This window comes from Actinomyces sp. HMSC065F11, from assembly GCF_001813085.1.
GTDB classification, from domain to species: Bacteria; Actinomycetota; Actinomycetes; order Actinomycetales; family Actinomycetaceae; genus Gleimia; species Gleimia europaea.
Window position 1 is genome coordinate 109454 of record NZ_KV811484.1, and the last position, 15736, is coordinate 125189.

The window sequence follows — 15736 nt, forward strand, 5'->3', positions numbered from 1 at the left end:
CGCGCTAGATTCCGTTAGCGCCAAACAGGAGGCCCAGCGTGTAGGTGACGGCCGCAGCCCCATAGCCGATGAGGAGCTGGCGAATCGCGCGCTTCACGGGCGGTTTGCCTGACAGCACGCCCACTACACCACCCGTGAACATAAGGACCACGCCAACCACGATCGCAGACAGTAGGATTCCTAGGTTTCCACTAGCGCCAAACAGGAACGGTAGCAGTGGCACCAGCGCTCCGATTGCGAAGAACAGGAATGAGGATGCGGCTGCGCCCCACGGATGTCCGATTTCCGCGTGGGATTCGGAGGGGTCGCGGTGGCGTTCCTTGGTAGATAGCAGGGAGCGGGGCGTGATGATCGAGCTCGTGGTCATTTCCGAGGCCGGTCGGTTGATCGCGTCGAAGATGATGCGTGCGTGTTCTTCGGACTCTTCAGCGGTGTCACCGCGAGCGCGGAACACGAGCTCCAGTTCGTTTTGTTGCACGTTGAGTTTGGATACTTGCACGGGCGCGTCGGTGGACGGGTCCGAGGCCTCTAGTAGTTCGCGTTGGGAGGTGACGGAAATGTATTCGCCTGCTGCCATTGAGAGGGCGCCGGCTAGCAGACCGGCAATACCGGTTGTGATGACCATGCTGTTTGGAACACCGGTAGCGGCAATGCCGAGGATGAGGGCAAGGTTTGATACCAGGCCGTCGTTGGCTCCAAACACTGCGGCGCGGAACGTGCCGGCAATGCGTGCGCGCGAGCGGGCGGCGAGGCCGCGCACAACCTCACCGTGGATGTGCTCGTCGGCAGCCATCGCGTCGGTGGCGTCTTGGTCAACGTCGTAAGACTGGCGCTGTTCTGCGCGTTGGGCGAGGGCGAGGATAAAGATGGAGCCGAACGTTGCGGCAAACCGGGCGAGGACGCGCGAGTATAGCGTGGGTTTGGGGGCGGGATGTGCGTGCTCACCAAGAAGGGAGGTCCAGTGCTCAATGTGTCGTGTTTCGGCGTCGGCAAGCGCTTGCAGGATGGCGGCTTCTTCCCCGGTGCGTCGTTGCGCTAGGTTCAAATAGGTTTGGCGTTCCATTTGCTCATCGGCAAGGTATTTACGCCAGCGTTTGATTTGTTCCTCGGTTGGCTGATTGCCAGGTGTCATGTGATTGTTCCTCGCACCGAACTTTGCACCCCAGTGCTACGAAGGGCAGTGTGGGGCTGTTCTAAAGACTGTTGAAATTGTTACGAGGGCGGTATTGCCGCCCTCGCCTCGTTATTCTTCTGTGTCTATGTCATCAACTTCTATGACCGTTACGTCAACGTACTGGTCTTGGGGTTCACCAAAGACGCGCTCTTTGACTACTCCAACGAGCTTGTCAGTGGCTGCTGCTCCGCCCTTTTTAAGGGCTTCGGAGACTCTTTCAGAGGCCTGGTCCATGCGCTCAGCTACCAGCGGACTTTGCCTGATTTTAGATGCTTGCATCTTGATTTTCTCGTAGCGTTCACGTCCTGCGCGCGTGCCGAGCACGTACCCAAGGCCGGCTCCTACAATGAATCCGAATTTTGCGCCCAAGGCTCCTCCTTATTGCATGTTTCTCAGCTAGTTTACCGGGCCAGACGGCGGGTGCGCATTTGCTGGAAGTGTTTAGAGGTGGTGTTGCCTGCGGTTTTGAACAAGCCGGGGTTTAGGGGCGCTTTATCCCTAGTTTTCCCTTAGGCTTAGGTTGTGACAGAGGTACAGATTACGACGCCCCGCGGAGTTCAGCTCGCGGGCACGTTTGTGGACCCTGTTGATTCTACGGACGCTGCGGTTTTGTTTGCGCATTCCTTCTTGGCTGATAGGCATTCGGGCGAGCATTTCGATCGTTTGTCGGCAGCATACCGGGGCGCGGGTTATGCAACTCTAGAGTTCGATTTTTCCGGTTGCGGCGATTCTGATGATGACGTGATTACGCTGGCCAGCCAGGTGGAGGATTTACATTCGGCTTCGGCGTGGCTTCGCACGCAGGGTTTTAACCGCCAGATTTTGCACGCGCATTCGTTTGGCACGCTGGTAGCTTTGAAAGCCCGCCCGCAGGCCGCTAAGGCGATGCTTCTAACCGGTATGATTACAGGCCCACTGTCGTTTGAGTGGGATCAGATTTTTTCGTCCACACAGTTGGATGATTTGGAGCGTTCTGGCCGCGCACAGATCCCAGATGATGCGTATTCCAAACGCGAGTTTTTTGTGATTTCAAAGCAGACGTTGATTGATCTGTCGATGAATGAGGCAGACGACTTGCTAGATGACTTATCTGCCCCGATCCTGGCGATTTATGACGCAGACGATGAGCATTTGGGCTTGGTTGAGATGGCTCAGGAAGAGTTTGCGCGCCTGCCGGACGGCTCTCGCGTTGAGGTCCTGCGGGACGCCCGTTTTGGTGCACATGAGGGCGTAGATACGCTTCGCGACATGTCGGTGCAGTGGGCTAGCCGCCATGTTCCCGTTCGCGTAGGCTAACGCAACCCCAGCTTTAGCCCACCCCCTCGCGTGATCTATGAAAGTACGCGCGCGGTTTCCGCTTCCAGATTTTCGAGGTCACCTAGCCACGCCCTCGTTCCAAAGCTGGTGGTGCTGAGCGATGCGATGCGGTTGGAAAAGTCGATGAGCGCAGACGGGTGGGTTGTTTCTCGATTTACGAGGCCGTGAGCGCATCCCCACGCGAAGGCTCCGTGGAACGTGTCGCCAGCTGCAAGGGTGTCGATGGCGTCAACTGCAGGAGGGGTAACAGTCCCGGTTTCACCCAGCCAGGCCCATCGCACGGGGTTTGGTCCGGCTGTGCGCACTACGCGTTCAATGCCGAAGCCTTTGAGGAAGGCCACCGTGTCGTCGAAGTTCGTACATCCGGGTGGCAGGAAGTCTGCGGAGATGACGGCCACGTCTATGTATCCCAGCATTGTGGGCAGCCACGGTTTCCAGGATCCTCCGTCAAGGATGCGCAGATACTCGGGCTTGTATTCTTGCGCCTCGAAGGGCTCGCCATCTTCGGGAGCGCCAATGGTGAGTGCAGCCATCGCCAGATCGGGATTGTGCCCGTCAACGAGCACAACCTGCGGCCGGCCCATGGCTTCTAGGGTTTCCAGCGCGATTGCGGGCTTTAGCGGCAGTCGCGTGTTGGTGGATGCAACGGTGCGCGCATTGTTTTGCGCGTTGATGAGGATCGCGGACACGCTGGGGGTGAGATCTAGCTTGCCGGTGGTTTCGGGTGCCTCAGCCTCGTAATCGGTGCAGTCCACCAAAGCCACTTCCTGGGCTTCCAGGTCTTCAAGAATGAGGTGCGCGGCAGGGCCTTCACCGATTGCGGAAACGAGGAGGGAGGCCATCGCCCCTCCCGGATTCGCACCCCGATTGAAGTCGCTCGCGCTCGCGGCACGGGTGGCTGCGCGGGTGAGGTGAGAGAACGCAACGGCCGCATTGGTTGCGGGCCCGCCCGCAGCGAGGATCTGGTCAAGTGAGGTTACTTTTTGGTTCTCGCGTACTGTGCCTGCGGTTAGTTGGGCAACGTCGAGTGTGGTGATCCCAGCGAAAAGTCCGTACATGGTTTAAGTATCTCATTGGAATAGGAGGACGCGATTATTACGCTCCTTGATAGTGGACGCAGGGGCGTGAACAATAACTCTTCTCGCTCGCTCGCCCATCGTAATAGGAAGCATGCTTCCGAAACCAGCGTTTAGAGTGTAGATTCATATACATGAACGCTCTAAACGGAAATATGTCTCCGAATAATTTAGCCTCTGACCGCGCCAATGATTCTACATCTGGGCAATTCCCCCTACCTGCAGCTCAGATTGGCGGAGTGATTAAAACTGCTCGCAAAGAATACGGATTGACGCAACAACAGTTGGCTGAACTTGCTGGAGTTTCAGATCGTACGGTGCGCACTTTGGAGCAGGGCGGACTCGGCCCAACATTGAGGTCGTTACTGGCGGTCACAGGAACCTTGGGCTTGAAGGTAGAGGTATCCAACAGGTGAGTATTGCATCCATAAGCCTTGATCAGCTCCGATTTGTAAAGCGCGCGAATGTCTACAAAGGCAACCACTTGGCTGGAACGTTGTCACGCGACTCGGAGGGAGTGGTCGAGTTCAAATACAGGGATGACTATGTGGGGGATCCCGTAGCATTTTCGTTGCCGTTGGGTGAAACCTCCACACAACAAGGTGGCGCGCTCCCCGCATTCTTCGCGGGACTATTACCAGAGGGACACCGCCTCAATGTATTGAACAGAGCAACCAAAACATCTATGAATGATGAGTTTACGATGCTTCTGGCGGTGGGCGCTGACACTCCCGGCGATGTAAGGATTTTTGCGTCCGAGGCTGCGCCTAATGAAGTTCCACCACTATACGAGGACCCATCTAGATGGAGTTTTCAAGATCTAACCGAGATGGTTGACCCCTACGCAGTTCCCGGTGTTCAGCCAAAAGCATCAGCATCGATGATTAATATGCCGATTCGAACGAGACGCACGCACGCGATCCTCAAGATCGACCCGGCCCAGTACCCTCACCTCGTGCGCAATGAAGCTTTACATCTACGTCATGCTCGCGGCCTTAAAATCCCTGTAGCTAAGTCTCAGTTGGTTGTAGATAAAGAAGGCGTAGAAGGCTTACTCGTTGAGCGTTTTGACCGCCGTGTTGATGCGAGCGGACAGATTGTGCGTCTCGCTCAAGAGGACGCTTCGCAAGTTCTGCAGATTCCACCATCTGAAAAGTACAACGTCGAATCCGAAGCCGTGGTTGCGGCGCTCGCGCAACACACCAGTGCCCCTATGGTTGCTATTCGAGCTCTATATGTACAGTTCCTGTTCGCTTGGCTTACCGGAAACGGTGATGTTCACGCAAAGAACCTGTCAATTTTACGAAATCCGGAGGGCGTGTGGGAGGTCGCTCCGATGTACGACCTACCCTGCACGGCTCTTTATCGCGATTTCACGATGGCGCTCCCGATTGATGGGCAAACGAAGAATCTCCGGGGCCGTCATTGGGATGCTTTTGCAGATAATATCGGTCTGCCAATTAGAGCGGCGCGCAGCGCTCAACGTTTGGTACTAAGAGTGGCGAAGGGTATCGATTTGAGCGAATTACCATTTGATGGATCCCCGTTGCATGGGGCTCAAAGAGAGCTTTCAAGCCGGCGTCACCAAATAGAGTCACTACTCGACACTTAAGTCATCTACTAAGGGGGATAATCAATCCCTCAACGAGTTTCCATTAGGCACTTAGTCTCGGCTTTAGCGAACATCTCAGGCTGGTTGCGGGTTTTCGTTCTTGAAAGCGAATTAGTATCGCCGCTAGCAGCTTGGGCTACCAGCGGCGATCATTGTCGAGTTGGAACGCGTTAGTCGTCGGTGATTCCCAGTTCGATGCTCTTGCCGGGGATCGAGTCGATCAGGTTGCGCGTGTAGTCGGTGCGCGGGCTATCAAAGATCGAGTCCGTGTCACCGGTTTCAACTACCTTGCCGTGCTGCATTACCACCACATCGTCAGCAATCTGACGGACAACCGCAAGGTCGTGGGTGATGAACAGGTAAGACAGCTCCATTTCGGCTTGGATGTCGTTTAGCAGGTGCAGGATTTGGTCTTGCACCAGCACGTCCAGCGCAGACACGGCCTCGTCAAGCACAAGGACGTGCGGGCGTAGCGCAAGTGCACGAGCAATGGCTACACGCTGGCGTTGACCGCCGGACAGCTCGTTGGGGTAGCGCCTCATCGCGGAGCGAGGGAGGGCAACCATGTCGAGTAGTTGGGCAACGCGCTCCTCGCGCTCCTTCTTGGTCCCCCAGTTGTGTACGCGCATGGGTTCTTCAACCGCGCGGTAGATGGAGTACATGGGGTCCAGGGAGCCGTACGGGTTTTGGAACACCACCTGAAGGTTGCGGCGCATGGCGAAGCGTTCCTTCTTGGAAAGTTCAGAAACGTTTACGCCCTCAAAAATGACGTCGCCTGAGTCTTGCTCTAGCAGACCCAGAATGATGTTTGCCGCAGTGGACTTACCAGAACCGGATTCGCCTACAACACCTAGCGTTGTGCCCTTGCGCAGCGTGAATGACACGTCGTCAAGCGCCTTGAAGGTCTGTCCGCGCTTGCCGCGAATCGGGAAGGTCTTCACCAGGTTCTTAACTTCAACCGCAGCTTCAGTTGAGGTTGCGCCCTTACCTGCGCCCAGCAGTTCCTCTTCGGTCACCTGAATGCCAGCCTGGTGCGCGGTCATGATACGCGCGGTGGTTAGCGAGGGAGCAGCGGCAACCAGCCTCTTGGTGTAGGGGTGCTGCGGACGTTGCAAGATCTGCATGGCGGGCCCGGACTCCACAATACGGCCGCGGTGCATAACAACGAGGTGTTCAGCGCGTTCAACGGCCAGGCCGAGGTCGTGCGTAATGAACAGCATTGCGGTGCCAAGTTCGTGGGTGAGCGACTCCATGTGGTCCAGGATGAGCCGCTGCACGGTCACGTCAAGGGCCGAGGTCGGCTCATCCGCGATGAGTAGCTCGGGACGAGCGGCCAGGCCGATAGCGATGAGGGCGCGTTGGCGCATGCCGCCAGAGAACTCGTGCGGATACTGTTTCGCAACGCGTTCGGTGTCGGGCAACCCGGCTTCAGCGAGGAGTTCATTGACTCGCTGGTGCATTTGCGAGCCTTTAACCACGTTGTTGGCTTTGAGGGCTTCACGAACTTGGAAGCCGATTTTCCAAACGGGGTTGAGGTTCGACATGGGGTCTTGCGGAACAAGGCCGATGTGGCGTCCGCGAATGCGTTCCATCTCTTTACGGCTCTTAGTGGTGAGTTCTTCACCGCGGAATTTGATGGAGCCGCCCACGATCTTGCCGGTGCCGGGCAGGAGGTTGATGATGGCATGCGCGGTAGTGGATTTACCGGAGCCTGATTCTCCTACGATGGCAACGGACTGGCCAGGGTAGATGGTGAGGTTGGCTTTCCGCACTGCGGGAACCATGCCCGTGGAAGATTGGAAGGCGACCTCGAGGTCTTTGATTTCGAGCAGGGGCTCGACGTCAGTGTTCATCTCGTTTTCCACTTCGTTTACCTCTCTCGTGACTTCGGGTCGAGAGCGTCGCGTACCACGTCACCCATCATGATGAAGCTGAGCACGGTCAGGGCGAGAGCGCCTGCGGGGTAGAACAGCACGGATGGCTGGGTACGGAGCGCAACCTGCGCCTTGTTGATGTCGCCGCCCCACGAGACGATGTCTGGTGGTAGGCCAACGCCCAGGAATGAGAGGGTTGCTTCGGCCACGATGAACGTGCCGAGCGCTACGGTTGCATAAACGATGATGGGTGCCGCAGAGTTCGGCAGGATGTGGCGCATGAGGATGGTCCACTTGGACTCGCCAAGAGCCTTGGCTGCAGACACATATTCTTCGTTCTTGACGCTCATAACCGCGCCGCGCGTGATGCGCGCAATTTGTGGCCATCCAAAGATTGCGAGGACGAGCACCACGGTCCAAGTTGCACGGTAGGAGCGGAACATCTGCATAACCACGATTGCAGCAAGTAGGAACGGAATGGCGAACACGACGTCGGTGATGCGCGAAAGTAGCGAGTCGAGCCAGCCGCCAAAGTAGCCGGCCAGAGAACCGAATGCTGCGCCCATGATGGTCACGGCAATCGTGGTAAATACACCTACGGTTACAGATGCGCGAGCGCCGTAAATAGTGCGCGCGTAGATGTCACAGCCTTGCCTGTCGAAACCGAATGGGTGGCCGCCGGATGGGGCCTCCATAGAACGCGAGAGTTCGCAGAAGTTCGGGTCCATTGAGGTGAACAGGCTGGGGAATGCGGCCAGCAGCAGAGCCACAGCAATGATTGCGGCTGAAATCCAGAATAGGGGGCGTTTGCGCAGGTTCTTCCAGGCTTCACCCCACATGGACGAGGGCGCAGAGTCGTCCGCTACGGCGTCAACGGCCCCCAGGCCGGTTTCGTCTACGTCAGAGACGAAGTGTTCTTGGCCTTTTCGGTAGGTAGTTTGATTACTCATAGCGAATCCTCGGATCCAGAGCTGCATATAGCAGGTCTACTAGCAGGTTGGCGATGATGTAGACGATCACAAGGACGGTCGTGAATGACACGACGGTTGCAGGTTCACCCTTGATGATGGCCTGGTACATGTTGCCGCCTACGCCGTTGATAGCGAAGATACCTTCGGTAACGATTGCGCCGCCCATGAGGGCTCCGAGGTCGGCGCCTAGGAATGTTGCAACTGGAATAAGCGAGTTGCGTAGCACGTGGTTTTGAATCACCTTGCCGCGGGAGAGGCCCTTGGCGTATGCGGTGCGCACGTGGTCGGATGACATGGTTTCGGATACGGACTGCCTGGTTAGGCGAAGTACGTAAGCGAAGGACACGGCACCGAGCACGATTGCTGGCATTAGGAGGGCTTCAAACGTGGTGTTTCCACCAACCGTCGTTGGCGCCCACCCGAGTTTCACACCTATGAGGAACTGGAGGACGAAGCCGATAACGAACGTGGGCACTGCGATGACAAATAGGGAGACCACGAGAACGGTGCCATCGAAGATGCCGCCGCGACGCATGCCAGCGATGAGGCCAAAGCCAATGCCAAAAATTGCTTCAAATGCGAGTGCCATTAGGGCGAGTTTGATGGTTACGGGGAATGCGCCTGCCATCACGTCGGTGACTTCACGGCCAGAGAATGTGGTGCCGAAGTCGAGTGTGAAAATACCTTTTAGATAAAGCAGGTATTGGACGAGGAATGGCTTGTCGAGGTTGTAGCGCGCCCTCATTTGTTCCGCCACTGCCGGTGGTAGGCCGCGGTCGCCACCGAGAGCCTGGATTGGGTCACCGGGCATGAGGAACACTAATGCGTAGATAAGCAGCGTTGCGCCTATGAAGACGGGTATTAGCTGCAGGAGTCTACGTCCGATATATCGGATCATTGTGGTCTCCTTGGGTAACTGCTTACGCAGTTTTTATTTATTAGTTGTGAGTTTATGGTCTCACAGTTGCGAGCCCCGCACTCACAGGAGCGAGGCTCGGAGGGAAACCCCTCCGAGCCTACGCTACCTTATATTCGGGTAATCACTTGGTGATCTGGTAGTAAAGCGGGACGGAGTTCCATCCAAACTGTACGTTGCTTACAGCTTCGGTCGAACCGCCGGTCACGTTGGAGTACCAGAGCGGGATTGCCGGTAGCTCCTTGAAGAGGACCGTCTGAGCCTTTAGGTAAAGCTCGTTGGACTCTTCAACCGACTTGGCGCCAGCTGCCTGCTTGAGGAAGCCGTCGAATTCTGCCGAGGAGTAGTCGCCGTCATTCGAGCCAGCACCCGTGGCGTACAGCGGGGCGAGGAAGTTACCAAGACCCGGGTAGTCGGCCTGCCAGCCGGTACGGAACGCGGTCTCGATCTTGCGGTTGGTTACCTCGTCACGTAGCGACTTGAAGTCGGGGTACGGGGCGCCCTTCGCGTCGATGCCGAGCACGTTCTTGATGGAGTTCATGGTTGCGTCTACCCATGCCTGGTGGCCACCGTCAGCGTTGTAAGCGAGTTCGAAGGAGCCTTCCCACGGGGAGATTTCGTCAGCCTTGGCCCACAGTTCCTTAGCCTTCTCCGGATCGAAGTTCAGAACCTCGTTGCCTTCAACGCTCTCGTTGTAACCGTCGATTACTGGCGAGGTGTAGTCGTGTGCCGGGCTACGGGTGCCCTGGAAGATGGTGTCGGTGATCTCCTCGCGGTTGATTGCCATGGAGATTGCCTGACGACGCAGGACGCCTTCTTCACCGCCGAAGTGCGGGAGGCGCTCCGGGATGGTGAAGGACTGGAAGATAGCGGACGGCTGGTTTACAGCGCGGTCACCAAGTTCGCTTTCGAAGCTGGAGAATGCCGAGTCGGGCACTGCGTCAAGGACGTCCAGGTTTCCACCAAGGAGGTCGTTGTAAGCCGCGTCCTGCTGGGCGTAGAACTTGATCTCAACGCCACCGTTCTGGGCCTTGCGCGGACCGTCGTACTTCGGGTTCGGCTTCAGCATGATCGACTCGTTGTGCTTCCAGTCGTCACCGGACTCTAGCAGGTAGGGGCCGTTACCAACCGGAGCTGCGCCGAATGCTGCAACCGCGTCGGCGTCGCCAATACCTGCTTCAGGAAGCGGGTAGAACGCGGAGTAGCCCAGGCGGAGCGGGAAGTCAGCTTCAGGCTGGGAAAGCTCAACGGTGAACGTCTGGTCGTCAACAACCTTTAGACCCTCGAGGCCGGCAAAGTCAGCAGGAGCCTCGCCGCCCTCCGGGTAGCCTTTGATGGGCTCGAAGAAGTAGGAGGAAAGGTGCGACTGCGCTACACCCTGATTCCAAGCGTCAACGAACGACTTAGCGGTAACGGGAGAACCATCAGAGAAGGTCTCGCCTTCCTTAATCTTGATCGTGAAGTTCTGAGAATCTTCAGTCTCGATCGATTCGGCGAGGTCGTTCTGCGCGGCGCCGTCTGCATCGTAGTAGACGAGGCCTGCGTAGATCAGGTCAACAATCTTGCCGCCACCGGTTTCGTTGGTGTTGGTCGGGATGAGCGGGTTCTGCGGTTCGGAGCCGTTTGCTACAACAACACCGCCACCGGACTCACCCTCGGGCGCGTTCGCGCCGCCGTCACCGGAACCGCCGGAGCAGGCGGTCAGCGCAAGTGCCGCCACCGCAAAGGGGGCGACTAGGCGCAAGTATGAACGTTTCATTTTTCCTCCGTAAAGTCGGATAACGATGAAGGGCGAAATGTCGCGCTTCATTTGCGTTGAACTTTAGCAGGATGCGGTTTTTTGAAATCTGAGCGTTCTAAGTCTGAGACGCTTTATTGTTAGCATTTCGAAACCAAAAGGACACTTTTGCGCTGTATGTAGGGGATTGTAATTTTTGCCGGCTGTAGATTTTTGTGACGTACGCTTACTATTTCGAAATTCTCGTTCCAGATAGCGAGACGCTTCAAATGCTTGTGTTCTGGCTATTTTCTTTAGGATAGAAGCATGAAGGGAAGAAAATCCGGGTTCTCAAGCGAAGAACTGGCAGGTCGCGTAGCGGCGTTGCCGGTAATAACGTTCCCAGAGGAACTTCCCGTGTCGGCCAGGCGCGAAGATATTGCACAGGCCATTGAGAATCACCAGGTAGTGATTGTTTCGGGCGAGACCGGCTCAGGTAAAACCACCCAGCTTCCCAAAATTTGCCTGCAACTCGGCCGTGGCATTAGAGGAATGATTGGACACACCCAGCCGCGCAGGTTGGCAGCTCGAACAGTTGCAGACCGGATCGCTGATGAGCTGGACACTAAAGTGGGCAAGCGGCCCGGTGACGTGGTTGGTTACCAGGTGCGTTTCACGGACGAAGTTGGCCCCACCACCCTCGTAAAGCTGATGACGGACGGCATTTTGCTGGCCGAGGTGCAAAATGACCCGAACCTGGATAAGTACGACACCATAATCATTGACGAGGCGCACGAGCGTTCTCTAAACATCGACTTCCTGATTGGCTACCTGACGCGACTGTTGCCAAAGCGACCAGACTTGAAGGTAATCATCACGTCCGCAACGATCGATTCGAACAGGTTTGCAGATCATTTTGCAAAAGCACTGGGAAAGCCGGTTCCGGTTGTGGAAGTTTCGGGACGTACCTACCCCGTGGAAATCCGGTATCGCCCGTTAGAGCAGTCCGATCCTCCCTCGAATACTGAGGCTACGGACGACGCCCCGGTGTCAGTTAAGGGCTTAGTTTTAGAGGACGCGGATGCGCCGCTCGCCCTCCTCGGATACGGCATGGGTGAGGACATCGATTACCTAACGGGCATATGTGAAGCCGTTGAGGAGCTTATCGATGAGGGCCCGGGTGACATCCTCGTGTTCTTGCCCGGCGAGCGCGATATTCGCGACGCCACGCACGCGCTCTCCGATTCGCTGGGCCCGCGCTACATTCACGCCGGTGATGCAACCGATAAGAGTCCGGCTAACGGGGTGGAAGTTCTCCCCTTGTATTCGCGCCTTTCAGCCCAGGAGCAGCAGCGCATTTTCAAGCCGCACCCGCGCAGGCGAGTTGTGCTGGCCACCAACGTCGCAGAAACATCGCTGACCGTGCCGGGAATCCGCTACGTGGTAGACCCAGGTTTGGCCCGTATTTCGCGGTATTCGAACCGCACTAAGGTGCAGCGTCTGCCCATCGAACCAGTGTCGCAGGCTTCTGCAAACCAACGTTCGGGCCGATGCGGGCGCGTGAGCGATGGCGTGGCGATTCGCCTTTACTCGCAGGCAGATTTTGAGGCGCGGCCGCGCTACACGGAACCGGAGATTCTGCGCACGTCGCTGGCCTCCGTTATTTTGCAGATGATTTCGCTAGGGCTCGGCGCGGTAGAGGACTTTCCGTTCCTGGATGCCCCCGCCTCTAAGGCCGTGCGTGACGGTGTCGGTCTGCTAGAAGAAATTGGAGCGGTAACCAGGCGTTCCCCTCGTGATCCCCTGCGACTCACTCGTGTTGGACGCCAGTTGGCTCGCCTGCCTATCGACCCGCGCCTGGGGCGCATGCTGATCGAAGCAGATCGAGAGGGCGTGGCCTCGGAAGTTTTGACTATTGTGGCCGCGCTATCCATGCAGGATGTCCGCGAGCGCCCGGAGCAGTTCAAAGAGGATGCGGATAGGGCGCATGAGCGCTTCTTAGATCCGGAGTCTGATTTCATCACCTACCTGTCGCTCTGGCGATATTTGCGTTTGCAGTCGCGTGAACTTTCGGGCACTCAGTTTAGAAAGATGTGCAAGCGCGAGTTCCTGCACTTCTTGCGGTGGCGTGAGTGGCAGGACGTCGCTGGCCAGTTGCGCGATCTGGCGCGTCCCCTCGGTTTGAAGGTGGACGCGCTCCAGATTCCGTCACGCAAAGAGGTTCGCGATCAAGAGCGCGAGGGCGGAGCGGTTGATGCTGCGGCGCGCGCAACCACGGCGTTGACCGCGCGTACATCCGGCCGTAACAGCGAACAGATTCACAGGGCCCTGCTGGTTGGTTTGCTATCTAACTTGGGTTCGTGGGATCAGACCAGTCAGGATTATCAGGGGGCGCGTGGAACGCGATTTGTGGTCTGGCCGGGCTCTGGTTTGGCGCGCAAGCACTATGACTGGGTGATGGCTGCGGAGCTGGTAGAGACGTCACGTCTGTTCGCTCGCACGGTCGCGAAGATCCAACCCGAGTGGGTGGAGAAGTCAGCCAAGCGTTTGCTGAAGCATTCGTATTCGCAACCGTACTGGTCCTCCAAGATGGGGGCGGCGATGGTGCGCGAGAAGGTGATGCTGTACGGCCTCACTCTGGTAGCTGATCGGCCCCTGCTACTCGCAAACGTGCCGCATGGAGCGAAGGTGGAGGCGCCAACGAACGCCACCTCGATTGCGGCCCGGGCCGGAGTTACCGGCGGCGAGTTGGGTGGGTCCCCCCAGCAGGTGGCTCGCGAAATGTTTATCCAGCACGCCCTCGTGGATGGTGAGTGGAATGCGCACCATAAGTTTGTGCGCAAGAACAGTGAGCTGCTGGCAAAGATTCACGAGGCAGAAAAGAAGCTGCGCCAGGGCGGCACGGTTTCGGATGATGCGATTTTCGCGTTTTATGACGAGCGAGTGCCGCGTGAGATCGTGTCAGCTGCACATTTTGATGCGTGGTGGCGCCGTCAGCGCGATAAGCGGTTGCTGAAGATGGAGCGCGCGGATGTGCTTCCGGGTGCGCGCGAGGTGGATCAGCGCGGCTATCCGGCTAAGTGGCATCAAGGGGACATCACTTTGCCGCTGCATTATGAGTTCGATCCGGGTTCGCCCCGCGATGGGCTGACGGTTCGCGTGCCTGTGGCGGTGTTGCCGCGTCTGCACGATGCGGGCTTTGAGTGGTTGGTTCCGGGTATGTTGGAAGAGTTGCTCACGGCCACTATCCGCGCTTTGCCTAAGCAGTTGCGCGCCCAGCTTGTGCCCGCGCCCGATGTTGCGCGCGAGCTCGCCACTTGGATCAAGCACAACATTTGGATGTCCGAGGATGCGTCGAGCCCCTCATCTGGGCAGGTAAACTCGGACGAGCGGGTTATCGCTTCGAGTGGGAACTCGTCAGGTTCAGCTGTGTCTGCCGCGAGCTCGCCGGAGTCTGCAGGCGAGGACGAGGTGGACCCTCGTTCGCTTGAAGCTTCGCTTGGAAGGCTTGCCGCCTGGGCTTCAAAGTCGGGCACAGCGAATCAGAAGTCGATTGCGAAGATGAAGCGGGCGTCCGCGCGTTCTTCCTCGCAGTCACAAACGGATCCGGCAGCCAAGCGCAAACCGGTATCCCCCACGGATCAGCAAACGCAGAACCAGCAGTCGGATTTGCCCAAACAGCCGCAGGCCGGCCTCGAAAATCAAGATAAACCGCGAGTGAAGCGGATTCCGGGTACTCAAGCTGGCGAGTTCCTCCCCCACTATTTTGATGCGTTTGTACGCGCTACGGACGCAGTTAAGGGCGTCTATGTTCCACGTGAAACATGGGACGATTTAACGCTACCTTCGCATGTTACGCCCATGTTCGTGGTGGTCAATGCGCAGGGTCGCGAGTTGCGCTCCGGTGAAGATCTGACGTGGTTGCAAAAGCAGTTGAGCGGGCAGTCGCAAAAGGCGGTTCGTTCGGCAATGCGCGAGGCTTTGGATCAGGCGATGAAGGAGTCGGGTGCAAAGTCAGAGCCGTCTAAGCGCACTAAAAAGGCGTTTGCGGGAGTGCAGGCATCCCCGAAGGGGCGCGCGTCGGAAGGTACGGCTACTTCGGGGGATCAACCGACCCCAGGTGTTTTTGCGTCGGTCCCGGAATTGGATGGTTTGTCGGATTGGCCCGTTGTTGAAGGAGGTGCTCTGCCCCTCAGCGTGGATGCGCGCACGCAGGCAGGACTTTCTGTTCGGGCATTCCCGGCGTTGGTGCCGCAGGGGTCAGCGTCTGAGCCGTCCGCTGGCGTGCGAGTTATTGCGGAGCGCACTCAGGCCGATGCCAGCCATAGGGAGGGTCTGGCTCGTCTGGTTCTGGCGCACACGCGTTTGGCAACGGCCCGGGTGTCTACTCGTTGGACGGGCCGGGAGGCACTGATTCTGGCTAGCGGCCCATACCCGGATACGGAAAGCTTGGTGGCGGATGCACAGTTAGCAGCTGTGGCGTCGCTAATTGATGAGTACGAAACTCCTGCGGTGCAGATACGCTCCAAGGCTCAGTTTGAGGCATTGGCCGGGTGGGTGCAGGATCGGATTGAGGATCGCACCTATCTGATTTTGGGTTGGGCCGTGGAGGCGTTCGCCGAGTTTGGCGAGCTTGACCGCGCGGTTCGTTCGGTGTCTTCGCCGGCGATGGTCAGGGTGCTGGCGGATGTGCGCGAACATTCGAATAGCTTGGTGTTTGAAGGGTTCTTAACGCGCGTACCTTTTGAGTGGTTGCAGCACGTGGCGCGGTTTGTGAAGGCTGACCGGTTGCGGGTAGAGAAGACATCACAGTCCGCGAGCGTACTCGCACGCGATGAGGGGCTGTGGCGCTCCGTTAAGGATGTGGAGGCGGCATTGGCGTCTGCCCGGGCGGCACTTGCAGCTCACGAGGTCGCCCGAGCCGCGCAGCTGGATGAGGCCCTGTGGCTGGTGGAAGAACTTCGCGTGTCCCTGTTCGCCCAGGAACTTGGCACCTCAAGAAAGGTGTCACTGAAGCGCCTATATGCCATGTTGAATAGCTAGCAGATTTCGACTTCTTCATGAACGATTTTCGAATCT

Annotated in this window: 11 protein-coding genes; 4 read left to right on the forward strand and 7 right to left on the reverse strand. The window is 57.6% G+C overall.

Features of this window, described 5'->3' with window-relative positions; all coding sequences use genetic code 11:
• Positions 1–4: 4 nt before the first annotated feature.
• Together HMPREF2891_RS07865 and HMPREF2891_RS07870 are read right to left on the reverse strand one after the other, a co-directional pair.
• Positions 5–1132, reverse strand: a complete 1128-nt coding sequence (locus tag HMPREF2891_RS07865) for a VIT1/CCC1 transporter family protein (protein ID WP_034508565.1) — start codon at positions 1130–1132, stop codon at positions 5–7.
• A 111-nt stretch (positions 1133–1243) separates the two neighbouring features.
• Positions 1244–1543: a YtxH domain-containing protein gene (locus tag HMPREF2891_RS07870; protein ID WP_070619039.1), complete on the reverse strand. Its 300-nt coding sequence runs from the start codon at positions 1541–1543 to the stop codon at positions 1244–1246.
• 153 nt (positions 1544–1696) lie between these two features.
• On the opposite strand from HMPREF2891_RS07870, the gene HMPREF2891_RS07875 reads away from it, so the two are divergent.
• Positions 1697–2470, forward strand: coding sequence for an alpha/beta hydrolase (locus tag HMPREF2891_RS07875; RefSeq protein ID WP_070664852.1), 774 nt, complete (start codon positions 1697–1699; stop codon positions 2468–2470).
• Positions 2471–2505: 35 nt separating this feature from the next.
• Here the strand turns inward: HMPREF2891_RS07875 and HMPREF2891_RS07880 are convergent, their stop codons facing one another.
• On the reverse strand, positions 2506–3549 hold the full coding sequence (locus HMPREF2891_RS07880) for a PfkB family carbohydrate kinase (protein ID WP_070664854.1): 1044 nt from the start codon (positions 3547–3549) through the stop codon (positions 2506–2508).
• Between the two features lie 152 nt (positions 3550–3701).
• On the opposite strand from HMPREF2891_RS07880, the gene HMPREF2891_RS07885 reads away from it, so the two are divergent.
• Both HMPREF2891_RS07885 and HMPREF2891_RS07890 read left to right on the forward strand, forming a co-directional pair.
• Positions 3702–3983, forward strand: coding sequence for a helix-turn-helix domain-containing protein (locus tag HMPREF2891_RS07885; protein ID WP_261666857.1), 282 nt, complete (start codon positions 3702–3704; stop codon positions 3981–3983).
• Positions 3980–5179 carry a type II toxin-antitoxin system HipA family toxin gene (locus tag HMPREF2891_RS07890; protein ID WP_070664856.1) on the forward strand — a complete coding sequence of 400 codons (1200 nt, stop codon included), beginning with the start codon at positions 3980–3982 and terminating at the stop codon, positions 5177–5179. The genes HMPREF2891_RS07885 and HMPREF2891_RS07890 overlap by 4 nt, the downstream gene beginning before the upstream one ends.
• 170 nt (positions 5180–5349) lie before the next feature.
• Here HMPREF2891_RS07890 and HMPREF2891_RS07895 read toward each other — a convergent pair whose 3' ends face one another.
• From HMPREF2891_RS07895 to HMPREF2891_RS07910, 4 genes are all read right to left on the reverse strand, one after another.
• Positions 5350–7032: a dipeptide ABC transporter ATP-binding protein gene (locus HMPREF2891_RS07895; protein ID WP_070664858.1), complete on the reverse strand. Its 1683-nt coding sequence runs from the start codon at positions 7030–7032 to the stop codon at positions 5350–5352.
• 17 nt (positions 7033–7049) lie between these two features.
• Positions 7050–8003 carry an ABC transporter permease gene (locus tag HMPREF2891_RS07900; RefSeq protein ID WP_070664859.1) on the reverse strand — a complete coding sequence of 318 codons (954 nt, stop codon included), beginning with the start codon at positions 8001–8003 and terminating at the stop codon, positions 7050–7052.
• Positions 7996–8922, reverse strand: coding sequence for an ABC transporter permease (locus HMPREF2891_RS07905; RefSeq protein WP_034508547.1), 927 nt, complete (start codon positions 8920–8922; stop codon positions 7996–7998). The genes HMPREF2891_RS07900 and HMPREF2891_RS07905 overlap by 8 nt, the downstream gene beginning before the upstream one ends.
• Positions 8923–9064: 142 nt before the next feature.
• Positions 9065–10699 (reverse strand): peptide ABC transporter substrate-binding protein, encoded by a 1635-nt coding sequence (locus HMPREF2891_RS07910; protein WP_070619023.1) that lies wholly within the window; start codon positions 10697–10699, stop codon positions 9065–9067.
• 285 nt (positions 10700–10984) lie between these two features.
• Here HMPREF2891_RS07910 and hrpA point away from each other — a divergent pair, with 285 nt between their 5' ends.
• Positions 10985–15700, forward strand: a complete 4716-nt coding sequence (hrpA, locus tag HMPREF2891_RS07915) for an ATP-dependent RNA helicase HrpA (protein WP_070664861.1) — start codon at positions 10985–10987, stop codon at positions 15698–15700.
• The last annotated feature ends 36 nt before the right edge of the window (positions 15701–15736 follow it).

Coding starts and splice junctions, on each gene's coding strand:
- HMPREF2891_RS07910 (WP_070619023.1), bottom strand. CDS start 10,699: ATGAAACGTTCATACTTGCGCCTAGTCGCCCCCTTTGCGGTGGCGGCA.
- HMPREF2891_RS07900 (WP_070664859.1), bottom strand. CDS start 8,003: ATGAGTAATCAAACTACCTACCGAAAAGGCCAAGAACACTTCGTCTCT.
- HMPREF2891_RS07905 (WP_034508547.1), bottom strand. CDS start 8,922: ATGATCCGATATATCGGACGTAGACTCCTGCAGCTAATACCCGTCTTC.
- HMPREF2891_RS07895 (WP_070664858.1), bottom strand. CDS start 7,032: ATGAACACTGACGTCGAGCCCCTGCTCGAAATCAAAGACCTCGAGGTC.
- HMPREF2891_RS07865 (WP_034508565.1), bottom strand. CDS start 1,132: ATGACACCTGGCAATCAGCCAACCGAGGAACAAATCAAACGCTGGCGT.
- HMPREF2891_RS07880 (WP_070664854.1), bottom strand. CDS start 3,549: ATGTACGGACTTTTCGCTGGGATCACCACACTCGACGTTGCCCAACTA.
- HMPREF2891_RS07885 (WP_261666857.1), top strand. CDS start 3,702: ATGAACGCTCTAAACGGAAATATGTCTCCGAATAATTTAGCCTCTGAC.
- hrpA (WP_070664861.1), top strand. CDS start 10,985: ATGAAGGGAAGAAAATCCGGGTTCTCAAGCGAAGAACTGGCAGGTCGC.